The organism is Kitasatospora putterlickiae (assembly GCF_039527695.1).
GTDB classification, from domain to species: domain Bacteria; phylum Actinomycetota; class Actinomycetes; order Streptomycetales; family Streptomycetaceae; genus Kitasatospora; species Kitasatospora putterlickiae.
Map to the genome: position 1 here is coordinate 7,793 of NZ_BAAAKJ010000027.1, position 13,829 is coordinate 21,621.

The 13,829-nt window shown below is 74.8% G+C and carries 13 protein-coding genes; 10 read left to right on the plus strand and 3 right to left on the minus strand.

Annotated elements, in window-relative coordinates; genetic code table 11:
* The first annotated feature begins 65 nt into the window (after positions 1 to 65).
* The 4 genes from ABD308_RS03350 to ABD308_RS03365 all read left to right on the plus strand — a co-directional run bounded on the left by ABD308_RS03350 (position 66) and on the right by ABD308_RS03365 (position 2,374).
* The gene (locus tag ABD308_RS03350; protein WP_344325262.1) at positions 66 to 611 is read left to right on the plus strand and encodes a ribonuclease; all 546 of its coding nucleotides are present in this window, start codon (positions 66 to 68) and stop codon (positions 609 to 611) included.
* 320 nt (positions 612 to 931) lie between these two features.
* Positions 932 to 1,108, plus strand: a complete 177-nt coding sequence (locus ABD308_RS03355) for a hypothetical protein (protein ID WP_344325265.1) — start codon at positions 932 to 934, stop codon at positions 1,106 to 1,108.
* A 103-nt stretch (positions 1,109 to 1,211) separates the two neighbouring features.
* Complete coding sequence (locus tag ABD308_RS03360; protein WP_344325268.1) at positions 1,212 to 2,132, plus strand: hypothetical protein; 921 nt, start codon at positions 1,212 to 1,214, stop codon at positions 2,130 to 2,132.
* 8 nt (positions 2,133 to 2,140) lie between these two features.
* Positions 2,141 to 2,374, plus strand: coding sequence for a hypothetical protein (locus tag ABD308_RS03365; RefSeq protein ID WP_344325271.1), 234 nt, complete (start codon positions 2,141 to 2,143; stop codon positions 2,372 to 2,374).
* A 29-nt stretch (positions 2,375 to 2,403) separates the two neighbouring features.
* Here ABD308_RS03365 and ABD308_RS03370 read toward each other — a convergent pair whose 3' ends face one another.
* Positions 2,404 to 3,405, minus strand: a complete 1,002-nt coding sequence (locus tag ABD308_RS03370; protein ID WP_344325274.1) for a hypothetical protein — start codon at positions 3,403 to 3,405, stop codon at positions 2,404 to 2,406.
* 111 nt (positions 3,406 to 3,516) lie between these two features.
* On the opposite strand from ABD308_RS03370, the gene ABD308_RS03375 reads away from it, so the two are divergent.
* Positions 3,517 to 4,785 (plus strand): ADP-ribosylglycohydrolase family protein, encoded by a 1,269-nt coding sequence (locus ABD308_RS03375; RefSeq protein WP_344325276.1) that lies wholly within the window; start codon positions 3,517 to 3,519, stop codon positions 4,783 to 4,785.
* A gap of 42 nt (positions 4,786 to 4,827) precedes the next feature.
* Here ABD308_RS03375 and ABD308_RS03380 read toward each other — a convergent pair whose 3' ends face one another.
* Entirely contained in the window at positions 4,828 to 5,556 is a 729-nt protein-coding gene (locus tag ABD308_RS03380; protein ID WP_344325279.1) for a GNAT family N-acetyltransferase, read from the minus strand.
* Positions 5,557 to 6,262: 706 nt separating this feature from the next.
* Between ABD308_RS03380 and ABD308_RS03385 the strand changes: the two genes are divergently transcribed.
* The 5 genes from ABD308_RS03385 to ABD308_RS03405 all read left to right on the plus strand — a co-directional run bounded on the left by ABD308_RS03385 (position 6,263) and on the right by ABD308_RS03405 (position 13,072).
* Positions 6,263 to 7,207, plus strand: a complete 945-nt coding sequence (locus ABD308_RS03385) for a PAC2 family protein (RefSeq protein WP_344325282.1) — start codon at positions 6,263 to 6,265, stop codon at positions 7,205 to 7,207.
* Positions 7,208 to 7,369: 162 nt separating this feature from the next.
* Positions 7,370 to 8,386 carry an SGNH/GDSL hydrolase family protein gene (locus tag ABD308_RS03390; protein ID WP_344325284.1) on the plus strand — a complete coding sequence of 339 codons (1,017 nt, stop codon included), beginning with the start codon at positions 7,370 to 7,372 and terminating at the stop codon, positions 8,384 to 8,386.
* A gap of 117 nt (positions 8,387 to 8,503) precedes the next feature.
* Entirely contained in the window at positions 8,504 to 9,832 is a 1,329-nt protein-coding gene (locus ABD308_RS03395; RefSeq protein WP_344325286.1) for a deoxyguanosinetriphosphate triphosphohydrolase, read from the plus strand.
* 67 nt (positions 9,833 to 9,899) lie between these two features.
* Positions 9,900 to 11,804, plus strand: coding sequence for a DNA primase (gene dnaG, locus ABD308_RS03400; RefSeq protein ID WP_344325289.1), 1,905 nt, complete (start codon positions 9,900 to 9,902; stop codon positions 11,802 to 11,804).
* 119 nt (positions 11,805 to 11,923) lie between these two features.
* Positions 11,924 to 13,072, plus strand: a complete 1,149-nt coding sequence (locus tag ABD308_RS03405; RefSeq protein WP_344325292.1) for an RNA polymerase sigma factor — start codon at positions 11,924 to 11,926, stop codon at positions 13,070 to 13,072.
* Here ABD308_RS03405 and ABD308_RS03410 read toward each other — a convergent pair.
* Positions 13,069 to 13,829: DUF2690 domain-containing protein (locus ABD308_RS03410; RefSeq protein WP_344325295.1), on the minus strand; the 761-nt coding region annotated here is incomplete at its 5' end. The two genes, ABD308_RS03405 and ABD308_RS03410, sit on opposite strands and share 4 nt — an antisense overlap.

Here is a 13,829-nt window from a genome sequence, read left to right on the forward strand (position 1 = left end):
GATGTGGCCGCGGCCACGTGTGTGGCTCTCCGCGCCCGGGGCCGCCGACTGTCAAGCTGGAGCCCATGACCAGCAAGAACCGCCTGTGGACCGTCCTCGCCGTGCTGCTCTGCGCGATCGCCGCGGCAGTCGGCTACGTCGCGTCCGACGGCACCGGCGACGGCACGCCCAAGGCCACCGCGACCTCCACCGGCCGGGCCGCCTCGTCCAGCGCGCCGGCCGGCTCGTCGGCCCCGTCGGCCCCGAAGCCCAGCGCGCCCAAGCCGTCCGCCCCGGCCACCCCGCCCGCGGCGACCGCCGCCACCACCTGGGTGCCGACCGATCCGGCCATGGCCGACGTCTGCCGCACCAAGCTGCCCGCCCAGGCCCTCGACACCCTCGGCCTGATCGCCAAGGGCGGCCCCTACCCCTACCGCTCCGACGGCATCGTCTTCGAGAACCGCGAGAACCGCCTCCCCCGCGAGACCTCCGGCTACTACCACGAGTTCACCGTCGTCACCCCCGGCTCCGCCGACCGCGGCGCCCGCCGCGTGGTCACCGGCGACTCCGGCGAGCAGTACTGGACCGCCGACCACTACGGTACCTTCCAGGAGATCGACGCCCGCTGCTGAGCCATTTCACTGGTGTACGAATGAGCCGTTCCCGAATGATCGTCATCGGCGGCAACACCGCCCCGATGCAACGCTCCGCTTGACCCCGGCTGCCGCGCCCGCGTCGGTGACGCCGCCGAGAGCAGCGGCTCTGTGGGATCTGCTCCGCTATCGAACCCCTGGGCGTGAATGTGCGCTTCGAGTTCGTTTTGCCCCCGAGGCGGGTGACGTTGCGTGAGCGGCCGGGGGAGCGGTTGAGATCCGGCCTCGACTGTGCATGAGCGCGGTACTGCGTTTTACAGACGACCTGTCCTCGATCATGCTCCTTGCTTTCGGGTGCCATGCGGGGCTACTCCGACCAGAGCGCCCTCATGCACTGCTGGGGCTTCGGTCAGAGCGTCAACGGCAACAACAAGTGGAACCACCTTGAGCGCTGCCTGGCGGACGGCAGCAAGTTCGGCAAGGCCTCCAGCGCGCAGGACTACCTGTGGTGGAACGGGACCGTGACCGGCTGCTAGTCAGTAGGTTGAAGCGCCGTCCGGGGCTCCGCCGTGACCGGTGGGGCCCCGGACCGGGGGCGGGTTCGCGCGCCGGCGTGAACGTATGACGGAGAGGTGGGGTATGAGGGTGCGCAGGGTGCACGCGGTGGCGGCGGTCGTCCTCACGGGCTTGCTGGCGGGGTGCGGCTCTGGTGCTGAGGGCGGGCGGCCCGAGGACGTCGGGCCCGAGCCGGAGATCGGGCAGATCATGGCGGAGCCGCTGGACGGCGCCCGGGTCGCGATGCCGCTGGACGGCTACTCGGTCAGCACCGAGGAGTCCGCCGTCATCTTCCGGGCGATGGGTCAGGCCACCCGGACGTGCATGAAGGCCAAGGGCTTCGACTACGCCCCGGGTGAGGTCCCCGTGGCCCCGCCGCAGAGTCCCATCGATCCGGACAACCTCGGGCTGCTCTCGGCCGCCGCTGCCCGGCAGACTGGCTACCACAAGCCGCCCCGGCCCGCAGGTTCCGGGCAGAGCGCCACCGGCTCCACGGCGGCCGGCGCGGTCGAGCAGAGCGATGCCTACCAGCAGGCGCTGACCGGCGCGGGGAGGGCGCCCGCCGGCGTCGCGGACGCCAAGACCGATCGCGGGTGCACGGGCGAGATCGAGCGCCAGTTCCAGGACGCGGGGATCAAGAGCAACTCCGGAGACCTGGTCGGCGACCTCCGGGGGAAGGCCTATGGCCGCACCGCCACCGACAGCCGGGTGAAGGCCGCGATCACCGCCTGGCAGTCCTGCATGGCGGGGCTCGGCTACCACTACTCCAGCCCGGTGCAGGCGAGTTCGGCGGCATGGCCGGACCCGGTCTCGGACCAGGAGAAGGCCACGGCGGTGGCCGACATGAACTGCAAGACCCAGGTGAAGCTGCTCGGCACCTGGTACACCGTCCAGACCGCCTACCAGAAGCAGTTCATCGGCCAGAACGAGGTCGCGCTTCAGGCGGTCAAGGAGAGGTCGGCGCAGCGCGTCTCGGCGGCCCGGAAACTGCTCGGTCAGGGGTGAGCGCGGTGATGCGAAAGCCCAGCCGGTCCGTCGTCCTCACCGTGCTGTTCGTGGTGCTGCTCGTCGGGGGCTTCGTGGTGACCGTCTCGGCCCGACGAGCCCCGGAGGGAGAACCTTCATGGAACGCCGCCCAGTCGCACGTTCGTGACGACTACACCGCCTACTGGAACGCTCTGCTGGCCTCCAACGAGTCGGGCGACGGCTCCGTCCTGCCGGCGCACGCGGCGGGGCGTGGCTGGTGACGGCGAGCGAGGTGCTCGGCGAGTGCTGATCAGCGGGCCCGGCGCCAGCTGATCCGGGCGTGCGGGGCGTGTGGGCCGGTCGCGAGGAGGACGGCCAGCTCCTGGAGCACGGGTCCCGGGTCGCGGCGCAGCTGGACGGGGGTGGTGCGGACGACCGGCAGGCCGGCGGCGGTCAGCCGGTTGGCGCGGGTCAGGCTCCGTTCGTGGTCGGCCGGGCGCAGGTGCCAGGCCCGGGAGTCGATCTCCAGCGCGACGCAGGCCTGCGGCCAGTAGGCGTCGGGCACCGCGAGGAACCGCCCGTCCAGGAAGAGCACCGGGTTCCAGAGCGGTTCGGGCAGCCCGGCGCCGCGCACCGCGTCCCGGGCCTCGCCCTCGACCACCGAGCGCACCCCGGCCGTCAGCTCCTCCACCACCCCGGCCAGCCGGGGCAGCTCGCGTACGTCCGGCCGGGCGAGCAACTGGTCGAGCAGTTCGCCGAGTTCGCAGTGCCGGCGCTGGACGGCCTCGGCGCACAGGGCGCGGAAGCGGTGCCGTCCGCTCTCCCGGGGCGCGAGGTCGGCCAGCGCCCGGGCCACCGAGGTGCTCCAGAGGCCGTCGTCGCGTTCGAAGCCGCCGGGCATCGGCCCGTCCGCCCGGTGGATCCGCACGAACCCCCGGTCGGCGACCTTGCGCTGAGCGGGGATCAGCACGTCCACCTCGGTGAGGTCGGCCGGGTGTCCGGCCGAGGGGAGCCCGGCGTCGGCGAGCACCGCCACCCCGGTGAGCAGCACCTCCCCGCCCGGCGGCGCCGCCCGCCCCTTGGGCCCCGCGTAGGCGACGGCGGCCCGCAGCCGCTGGTGCGCCGTCAGCCGTCCGGTCTGCAGGCAGATCACCCGGGGCAGCACCCGCTGCCACGGCCCGCCGGGTCGCAGCCGGTGCGCGATGGTGCCGGACGGCACGCCGAGACCGCGCAACTGGGCGCGGGTGGCGATGTGCTGCTGGTCGGCGCCGAGCAGCAGCAGCGGGTCGACGAGGGAGCCGGCTCTGGTCATGCCCGGGTGGTTCCCACCCGGATCGGCGGTATGCGGAACATCGCCCGCCGGGGGACTGTCCGGTCAAACGAGGTTGACGCGGGGGCGGCGGGGAGGGTGGGCTTTCCCGTGATGACGACTCCTCACACCGGCCCGGCGCTCGACGCGCTGAACGGCCTCTCCGTCGGCGACGCCCTCGGCGCCCAGTTCTTCGTCCCCGCCACCGCCCGCACTCACCTCCGAGCCCGCACCGCTCCGCCCGGCCCCTGGCCGTGGACGGACGACACCGAGATGGCCTGCTCGGTGTACGCCGCGCACACCGAGCGCGGGGGGATCGACGTGTTCGACCTCACCCACTACTTCGCCCGCCGGCATGACTTCGACCGGGGCTACGGCCCGTCCGCCAACCGCCTGTTGCGGCTGATCCGGGAGGGCGGCGACGCGAAGGCGCTGGCCGCCGGGCTGTTCGACGGCCAGGGGTCGTACGGCAACGGCGCCGCGATGCGGGTGGCCCCGCTCGGGGCGGCGTACGCGGACGACCCGGGCGCGGTGGTCGGGCCGGCCGCCGACACCGCGACGGTCACGCACACGCACCCGCAGGCCGTGGACGGCGCGATCGCCGTCGCCGTGGCCGCCGCGTTCGCGGCCCGAGCCCGCGCCGGGGCCGTGACGCCCGAGGGCTTCCTGGAGCCGGTGCGCGACCTCACTCCGCCCGGGGCGGTGCGCGAGGGTCTGACCGAGGCGCTCGCCCTGCTCGCCGAGCCGGACCTCGCGGTCGCGGCCCGGATGCTCGGCAACGGCAGCCGGACCAGCGCCGCCGACACCGTCCCGTACGCGCTGTGGTGCGCGGCCCGCCGGCTCACGGACTACCGGGCGGCGGTCTGGGAGGCGGTGGCCGCCGGCGGGGACATGGACACCGTGGCCGCGATCACCGGTGGTGTCGTCGCCGCGCACACCGGGACGGCCGGCATCCCGGAGGCCTGGCTGGCCGCCCGCGAGCCGCTGCCGGCCTGGGCCTTCCCCGAGCCGGGCGGTGTCGCGAGGCCGCCGGACCACGACCGGCCGACGTCGCCGCGGCGGCTCCGCCCCTGCCCCGTCCCCGACGTGGTCTGGAGCGAGGAGCAGTGGCAGCGGATCCGGTCCGGCCTGCGCCCGCGGCACACGGACGACAGGTGGACGTCGTACACCGCCGAGGGGGTGCTCCACCTGTGCCACCGCGGCCGGGCCGGCTCCGAGGTCTGGGAGGTCCGGGTGGAACCGGTGCCGACCGGCGGCTGGCGGCCGGTGTCGGCCCTGGTCGAGGCGCCCGCCGAGGGCTCCGAGGGGCGCTTCGAGGACGGGTCCGGTCCGGAGCCGCTCCACCGGGCGCTGGCGGTGGCCGTCCGGGGCCGCCCGGCCTGACCATCGCCGGGCGCCCCGGCGGCCGGCGCCCGACTCCCGGCCTCAGGCCGTGATCAGGTGCCCGGCGCCGCCGCCGTGTCTAAGGCACTCCTGGTTGATCGCCGGATCCGGGGCGCTCGGCGAGGTGGCGGCGGCGATCCGCAGCTCGATGATGTCCCGGACGGCCGGCCACTCGCTGTCCAGGATCGAGTAGAACGCGGTCGACCTGACCACCCCGTCCAGCCCCCGCGAGTGCGCCCGGCGGACGCCCTCGGAGGTCGCGCCCAGCCGCTCGATGGCGGTGCGCGAGCGCAGGTTGCGGGCGTCGGCGCGCAGCGAGATCCGCTGTACGCCCCACGCCTCGAAGGCGTGCCGGAGCATCAGCAGCTTGGCCTCGGTGTTGATGCCGGTGCCCTGGGCGCGCGGCGAGAGCCAGGTGTTGCCGATCTCGGCGGCGTCCGGGACGGCGGTGTCCGGGTCGCCGAACGGCACGCCCGGCACCGGCGGCCAGACCAGCGGCCCCTGCCAGTAGTCGAGTTCCAGGAACCGGGTGGAGCCCACCACCCGGCCGTCGGCCTGGTTCACCGTGGCGAACGGCAGCGACCGGCCCGCGGCCTGGTCGGCGAGGGCGCGCGCGATGTACTCGCGGGCCGCTTCCAGGCCGTGCGGGACGGGGGTGAAGGCGTAGGTCGTACGGTCCTCGGCGCCGGCCTTGGCGATGGCCTCGGCGTGGTGCGCGGCGAGGGGCTCCAGCCGCACGGTGCGGCCGGTGAGGATGACAGGTACGGGCACGGAACCTTCGGTCCTTCATCGGTCGGAGGGCGCTGGCCCACGCCGGGGTGCGGCACGGGCGAGCGATGACTGTTTCCGCCCCGTCCCGGCGTGCGCCCACCGGTGCCCGAGCACGCCGGAGGCCGGTCGAGCGGGGCGGGGAGCGACGGCCCGGAGACGGGCAGCGCGGTGCCGGAACGGACACGGGTCCACGGACCGGTCCGGCGGGATGAGCGAGGGGACAGTGTGCGTCCGCGAGATGGCCGAGGAGGAAACGAGTGCGCGAAGGGAAGCAGGCGGCCAGATGAAGGCAAGATGCGTCGTGGGTGGCTGGCCGAACACCGGTCCGGGACGTGGTCGACGGCGTTACGGACGACGTGACGACGACGCGACGATGCGAGGCAGCGAGAGGACGATACCCGTCAGAAGGCGGTGCGTCACTTCGCGGCACACGAATGGCCCCTGGGGCGGCGCCCGGGCGGGCCCCGGCGGCCGTTCGCACCCCCCTGACCAGGGGCTTTCCCGGCGGGTGCGATCATGGTCCGGCCGGCCCGCCGGGGGTCCGTCGCGGGCCGTCCGGACGAACGGGACCGCCCCCGCGGGAATTCCGGCGGCGCCCCGCGCGCTGGACGAGGAGAGCCGGGCGCGAGCCCACGCGCGCCGACGCGTGGGGGACAGCGGACGTGGCGAACCGCGACGAGGAAGAGAAACGGGGTGTGGGTGAGCGGTGCGTGATCCCCAGGAGCTGTACGAGCTGGACCAGCAGGGCGTGGCCGCCGTGGCCGCGGCGAGGGCCGCGCTGGCGGACACCGGCGCCGGCCTGGTGCTGCTCCACCACTTCGAGGGCTTCATGGACGCCGGCGAGGCGGGCGCCCAGGTGGTCGCCCACCTGTTGGAGACGGGCGCCCCGCAGGTGGTGGCCCGCTTCGACCACGACCGCCTGGTGGACTACCGGGCCCGCCGCCCCGCGATGGTCTTCGACCGCGAGCACTGGTCCTCCTACGAGCCGCCGGAGATCCTGCTCCAGCTGGTCCACGACACGGCGGGCTCGCCGTTCCTGCTGCTCACCGGCCCCGAGCCGGACGTCGAGTGGGAGCGTTTCGCCACCGCCGTCCGCCAGCTGGTCGAGCGCTTCGGCGTCCGGCTGAGCCTGGACTTCCACGGCATCCCGATGGGCGTGCCGCACACCCGCCCGGTCGGCCTGACGCCGCACGGCAACCGGCTGGACCTCGCGGCCGGCTACCCGCAGTGGTTCGAGCAGGCCCAGGTGCCGGGCAGCGCCCAGGCCCTGCTGGAGTTCCGGCTCGCCGAGGCCGGGCACGACGTGCTGGGCTTCGCCGCGCACGTGCCGCACTACGTGGCGCGCTCGGCGTACCCGGCGGCCGCGGTGATGATCCTGGAGGCGGTGCAGTCCGCGACCGGGCTGGTGCTGCCGGGCACCCTGCTGCGCGAGCGCGTCGACGTGGTGTACGCCGACATCGAGGAGCAGCTGGCGCAGGGGGACGGCGAGTTGCGCTCGGCGATCCGCGGCATGGAGGGCCAGTACGACGCGGTGGCCGGCGCCGAGGGCCGGGAGAGCCTGCTGGCCGAGCCGGTGGACCTGCCGTCGGCGGACGAGCTGGGCCGGCGCTTCGAGCAGTTCCTGGCCGAGCACGAGCGCGGCCCGGAGTAGCCCGGGACAGCGGGACGGCGGGACGGCGGCGGCGCGCCGCCGCCGGAGAAATCGGTGCCCTCGGGCGGGAGCGATCGGACGCGCCCGCCCGTTGGCATTGCGGTGCCCGGGGGACGGGCCGTCGTAGGAAGAACGCCTAAGGCTCCTACCCGGGGGGATCCCGTGCCTCTGTCCGTACGCCCGACCGCCGCGCTCACCGGTGCGCTGAGCGCGGGCCTCGCCGCCGTGCTCGTCGCCGGCTGCTCAGGTTCCACCGGCGCCGGGACCGTCGCCGCCGCGGCCCCGGACGGCTCCGCGCCGGCCCGGGCCGCCGCCGCTGCCGCCTCGACCCCGACGCCCACCCCCACGCCCGCCGGGCCGTACGTGGCGCTCGGCGACTCGTACACCTCGGGCCTGAGGATCAGTCCGCAGCAGGGGGCGGAGCCTAAGGGCTGCTCCCGTTCGGCGGTCAACTACCCGTCCCTGGTGGCCAAGGCGCTCGGCCTGTCCGGGGAGCGGTTCCGTGACGTCAGCTGCAGCGGCGCCCGCACCGGTGACCTGACCGGCGCCCAGAGCACCGAGGGCGGCAGCAACCCGCCGCAGCTGGACGCGCTCGGCCCGGCCACCCGCCTGGTGACCCTCGGGATCGGCGGCAACGACGCCGGGTTCATGGACGTGGTCGGCCAGTGCGCCAAGGAGAACCTGGTGGACGCGTTCAAGGGCCTGGTCGGCTCGGACCGGGCCGCCGCGCCCTGCCGCGACTCCTACGCCGACGCGGGCGGCGGTGACGAGGTGCAGCGGAAGGTGGACGCCGCGGGCGAGCGGCTGGGCGGGCAGCTGAAGGAGATCAAGCGCCGCTCCCCGCAGGCCCGGGTCTACGTGGTCGGCTACCCGGCGCTGCTGCCCGCCGACCCGGCGAGCTGCGTCCCGGTGCTGGGCTCGACCGTGACCGCCGGGGACCTGGGCTTCCTGGTCGAGAAGGAGCAGCAGCTCAACGCCATGCTCAAGCGGCGGGCGGAGGCGGCCGGGGCGGTCTTCGTGGACCTCACGGCGCCCTCGGCCGGCCACGACATGTGCGCGGGGGAGGACGCCCGCTGGGTGGAGCCGCCGTTCCCGGCGCACGGCCTGGCGGCGATCCACCCGAACGCCAAGGGGCAGCAGGGCGCCGCCGAGGCCGTCCTCAAGGCGGTCCGGGGCTGACCCGGACGGGAGTGTCCGCGCCCCGGCGCGCGGGTTCAAGGGTTCACGCCCCGGCCCGCGCGCCGTCGCGCGCGGCACACTTCCGGTGTCACAGCCGCGGCGTACCGTGAGGGTCATATGGACGACACCGCGCACCGCCTCACCGCCGCCCCGACCCCGACCCCGACCCCGACCCCGTACGACCGCGCCGCCGAGGCCCGCTGGGTGCCCGAACCGGACAAGCGCCCCGGCCGCACGGCGTTCCAGCGCGACCGCGCCCGCGTGCTCCACTCCGCCGCCCTGCGCCGGCTGGCCGGCACCACCCAGGTGGTCGCCCCGATGCGCAGCGACTTCCCCCGCACCCGGCTGACCCACTCGCTGGAGTGCGCCCAGGTCGGCCGCGAACTGGGCGCCGCCCTCGGCTGCGACCCGGACCTCGTCGAGACCGCCTGCCTGGCCCACGACATCGGCCACCCGCCGTTCGGCCACACCGGCGAGGAGGCGCTCGACCAGGCCGCCGAGGCCTGCGGCGGCTTCGAGGGCAACGCGCAGTCGCTGCGCATCCTGACCCGCCTGGAGCCCAAGCGCTTCGCCCCGCAGGACGAGGCGCCCGCCCGGCTGGCCCCCTGGCCCGGCCGCAGCGTCGGCCTCAACCTGACCCGCGCCGCCCTGGACGCCGCCACCAAGTACCCGTGGACGCACGGCGCCCACCCCGCCGACCCGGCCTCGCCCAAGTACGGCGTCTACGCCGACGACCTGCCGGTCTTCCGCTGGCTGCGGGCCGGCTCCCCGGCCGGGCGCAGGTGCTTCGAGGCCACCGTCATGGACTGGTCCGACGACGTCGCCTACTCCACCCACGACGTCGAGGACGGCCTGCAGGCCGGCCACATCGACCCGGCCGCGCTGCGCGCCCCGGGCGAGCGCGCTGAACTGTTCAAGGTCGCCGAGCGCTACGCCCGGGACGCCGCCCCCGAGGAGCTGGCCGCCGCCCTGGACCGGCTGCTCGCCCAGGAGTGGTGGCCCGACTCCTACGACGGCACCGCCCGCGCCCGCGCCGGGCTCAAGGACCTCACCAGCCAGCTGATCGGCCGGTTCTGCCTGGCCGCCGAGCAGGCCACCCGGGCCCGCTACGGCCCCGGCCGGCTCACCCGGTACACCGCCGAGCTGGTGGTGCCGCGCGAGGTCCGCCTGGAGTGCGCGGTGCTCAAGGCGGTCGCCGTCCGGTACGTGATGCAGCGCGACGAGCAGGCCCAGCTGCGGGCCCGGCAGCGGATCGTGATCGCCGAGCTGGCGGAGGTCCTCAGCCGGCGCGCCCCCGAGGTGCTCGACCCGGTGTTCGCCGCGATGTACCGGGAGGCGGAGGACGACCGGGCGGCCCTGCGCACGGTGATCGACCAGATCGCCACCCTCACCGACGCCTCCGCCCTCGCCCTGCACGCCCGGCTGCTGGGCCGGGACCGGAGCTGACCGCACCCGGGAGACCGGGGTGCCTCGCGCCCGCCGTCCGGCCCGTCCCTCCCAGTAGACTTCCGGGGTGGCCGGGCGGATCAGGGACGAAGACGTACAGGCGGTGCGGAGCGCACTGCCGATCGACGCGGTGGTCGGCGACTACGTACAGCTGACCAACGGTGGCGGCGGCGAGTACAAGGGCGTCTGCCCCTTCCACGACGAGAAGTCCGCCTCCTTCTACGTCAACCCCTCCAAGGGCGTCTTCCACTGCTTCGGCTGCCAGGAGAACGGCGACACCATCGCCTTCCTGATGAAGATCGAGCACTTCACCTTCGCCGAGGCCGTCGAGCGGATGGCCGCCCAGGCCGGCATCACCCTGCGCTACGAGGAGGGCGGCTACAGCCCCCGCCACCAGCAGGGCGAGCGGACCCGCCTGGTCGAGGCGCACAAGGTGGCCGCCGCCTACTACCAGGAGCAGCTCGCCTCGCCCGAGGCCGAGATCGGCCGCCGCTTCCTGGCCGAGCGCGGCTTCGACGAGGAGGCCGCGAAGACCTTCGGCGTCGGCTACGCCCCGGCCGGCTGGGAGCACCTGGTCCGCTACCTGCGCGGCAAGGGGTTCACGGACAAGGAGATCCTGCTCGGCGGCCTGGCCTCGCAGGGCCAGCGCGGCGGTCTGATCGACCGGTTCCGGGGCCGGCTGGTCTGGCCGATCCGCGACATCGCCGGCGAGGTGATCGGCTTCGGCGCCCGGCGGCTGCGCGAGGACGACAACGGGCCGAAGTACCTCAACACCCCCGAGACGCCGATCTACAAGAAGTCGCACGTGCTCTACGGCATCGACCTGGCGAAGAAGGAGATCGCCAAGTCGGGCCGGGCGGTGGTGGTCGAGGGCTACACCGACGTGATGGCCTGCCACCTGGCCGGGGTCACCACCGCGGTGGCCACCTGCGGCACCGCCTTCGCCGAGGACCACATCAAGATCATCCGTCGGCTGCTGATGGACACCTCCCAGTACCGCGGCGAGACCGTCTTCACCTTCGACGGCGACGCCGCCGGCCAGAAGGCCGCGCTGCGCGCCTTCGAGGACGACCAGAAGTTCGCCGCCAAGACCTCCATCGCGGTCAGCCCCGGTGGCATGGACCCGTGCGAGCTGCGCCTGGCCCAGGGCGACGAGGCGGTCCGCGAGCTGATCGACAACCCGGTCCCGCTCTTCGAGTTCGCGCTGAACTCGGTCGTCGCCAAGCACCGGGTGGACACCCCGGAGGGCCGCTCGGCGGCGCTGGAGGAGGCGGCGCCGATCGTCGCCAAGATCAAGGACCGCTCGATCCAGCACGAGTACGCCGTCCGGCTGGCCGGCATGCTCGGCATCCTGGACGAGCCGTTCGTGGTCCGCCGGGTCTCCCAGCTGGCCCGCTGGGACCGCGAGCGCCAGCAGAACCCGCGCGCCAACGGCCAGCGCCGCCCCGAGCCCGCGCAGCCGGACCGCCCGGCCCGGCCCGCCTTCGTGCTCAACCCGCGCGACCCGGCCCAGTTCGTCGAGCGCGAGCTGCTCAAGCTGGCCCTGCAGCACCCGGACCTGGTCGCCCCGGCCTTCGACAACTACGCCGAGGACGAGTTCCCGACCCCGCCGTACACCGCCGTGCGCCGCGCCATCGGCCAGGCCGGCGGCGCCGCGTACGGGGCCACCCTGGCCGACTTCACCGCCGTGGTGCGCGAGGTCAGCCCCGACGACCGGGTGCGCTCGCTGGTCACCGAGCTGACCGTGGAGCCGGTGCGCTCGCGGCGCAAGGTGGACGCCGTCTACGCGGGCGAGTTCCTGGTCAAGCTGCGGATGCTGGCCGTGGACCGGCGGGTCGGCGAGGTCCGCGCCCACCTCCAGCGGCTCGGCAACCGGGCCGCCCCCGAGGAACTGCACGCGGTGCAGACCGAGTTGTGGCAGCTCCAGCAGTACGGGCAGTCGTTGCGCAGCCTGGGCGCCGCCGCGTTGTAGGGCCGCGTTCAAAAAGTCCGCGCACGAGTCTCGGCCACGGAGTGTGGCGTGCCCCACACTGGAGGACGTCCCACCTCCGTTCAGCGCGGGTCCGCCAGAGTCGCGCCCGTCCCGAGGGGATGCCCGTGGACCGAGGCCTCGCCGCTCCCGCTCAGCCCACCACCGCTCAGACCACCACCGACCCGCCCGAGGACCACGGCCGGGCGGGGACACCACCGCCGGTCGGCGCCCGGGTGCCCGCCCAGGGACTGCCCGCCGGGCACCCCGACGCCGAGGACGACGCCGCCCAGGGCGTCGCCGAGGAGGCCGCCGAGGAGACCGAGGGGGCGCCGGCGCCGCCCGGTGCCGATCCCGCCGGCCCGGCGGCCGACCTGCTGCGCCAGTACCTCCGCGAGATCGGCCGGATCCGGCTGCTCACCGCCGCCGAGGAGGTCGAACTGGCCCGCCGGATCGAGGCCGGCCTGTTCGCCGAGGAGCGGCTGAACCGCGAACCGGGGCCCGCCGCCGGGCTGGCCGCCGAACTGGGCACCCTGGTCACGCTCGGCCGGCTCGCCAAGCGCCGACTGATCGAGGCCAATCTGCGCCTGGTGGTCTCCGTCGCCAAGCGCTACATCGGGCGCGGGCTGACCCTGCTCGACCTGGTCCAGGAGGGCAACCTCGGACTGATCCGGGCGGTGGAGAAGTTCGACTACGCGCGCGGCTACAAGTTCTCCACCTACGCGACCTGGTGGATCCGCCAGGCGATGAGCCGCGCGCTGGCCGACCAGGCCCGCACGATCCGGGTGCCGGTGCACGTGGTCGAGCTGATCAACCGCGTGGTGCGGGTGCAGCGCTCGCTGCTCCAGGAGCGCGGGACCGAGCCGGCCCCGGCCGACATCGCGGCCGTCCTGGAGCTCACCGAGGAGCGGGTGCGCGAACTGCTCCGGCTCGCCCAGGAGCCGATCTCGCTGCACACTCCGGTCGGCGAGGAGGACGACGTCGCGCTCGGCGACCTCATCGAGGACGCCGACGCCGCCTCACCCGCCGAGTCGGCGGCCTTCCTGCTGCTGCGTCAGCACCTGGAGGCGGTGCTGGCCACCCTCGGCGAGCGCGAGCGCCAGGTGGTGCAGCTCCGCTACGGCCTGGACGACGGGCGGGCGCGCACGCTGGAGGAGATCGGGGTGCTCTTCGGGGTCACCCGGGAGCGGATCCGCCAGATCGAGTCCAAGACCCTGGTCAAGCTCCGCGACCACGCCTTCGCCGCCCAGCTCCGGGGCTATCTCGATTAGCCGGCCGAGGGCGTCGGGGCCGTCGGGGCGGGCTGTTCCGGGTGCGCGGGCTGGGCCGGGTCGGTGGTGACCGGCGGCGGGGAGGCCGGGCCGACCGGGATCGGGGTCGAGGCGACCGTCCGGGCCAGGTCGGAGACCGAGGCGGTGCAGGCGGCGCCCTCCGGCTCCTTGCGCTGCCCGCAGACCTGGAGGGTGACCGCCGGGTCCGCCGCGTTCACCATCCACGAGTAGTTGTCGTACCCCCAGTGGATCAGCGCGGTCTCCGACTCGCCGGCGCTGGTGCTGACGGTCGCCTGGTCGCCGGGCTGGCCCTCGGTGATCGCGGCCCAGGCCGCCTGGCACTTCAGGCTGTACCGGAGGTAGACGACGACCTTGCCGATGTTGGTGGTCAGCAGGGTCCGGGCGTCCCCGCCGCAGCCGGTCGTCTTGGGGTCCTTGTGGACGCAGCCGAGCGCCTGGCAGGCCGGGACCGGCGGGGCGGGGTTGGCGGGCACCGCGGGCGACGGCGACGCCGGGGAGGAGGGGGCGGACGGCGCGGCGCCGCTCGCCGGGGCGGAGGCGGAAGGGGGAACGGTGGCGGCGGTCGGCGTGGTGCCGTCGCCGTCGGCGGAGGCGGAGAGCATCCGCACACCGAGGAGCGTCAGCAGCAGGGCCACCACCACCGAGGCGGCGACCAGGGCCGCCGGGCGGCGCCGTGCGGCGGTGGCGGCGGCTTCCGGGTCCGGCGCGGCGGCGACGGAGGCCACCAGCCGGGCGT

Excerpts from the sequence above, each read along its gene's own strand:
- ABD308_RS03350 (WP_344325262.1), top strand. The coding sequence starts at position 66 with ATGACCAGCAAGAACCGCCTGTGGACCGTCCTCGCCGTGCTGCTCTGC.
- ABD308_RS03355 (WP_344325265.1), top strand. The coding sequence starts at position 932 with ATGCGGGGCTACTCCGACCAGAGCGCCCTCATGCACTGCTGGGGCTTC.
- ABD308_RS03360 (WP_344325268.1), top strand. The coding sequence starts at position 1,212 with ATGAGGGTGCGCAGGGTGCACGCGGTGGCGGCGGTCGTCCTCACGGGC.
- ABD308_RS03365 (WP_344325271.1), top strand. The coding sequence starts at position 2,141 with ATGCGAAAGCCCAGCCGGTCCGTCGTCCTCACCGTGCTGTTCGTGGTG.
- ABD308_RS03370 (WP_344325274.1), bottom strand. The coding sequence starts at position 3,405 with ATGACCAGAGCCGGCTCCCTCGTCGACCCGCTGCTGCTGCTCGGCGCC.
- ABD308_RS03375 (WP_344325276.1), top strand. The coding sequence starts at position 3,517 with ATGACGACTCCTCACACCGGCCCGGCGCTCGACGCGCTGAACGGCCTC.
- ABD308_RS03395 (WP_344325286.1), top strand. The coding sequence starts at position 8,504 with ATGGACGACACCGCGCACCGCCTCACCGCCGCCCCGACCCCGACCCCG.
- ABD308_RS03405 (WP_344325292.1), top strand. The coding sequence starts at position 11,924 with ATGCCCGTGGACCGAGGCCTCGCCGCTCCCGCTCAGCCCACCACCGCT.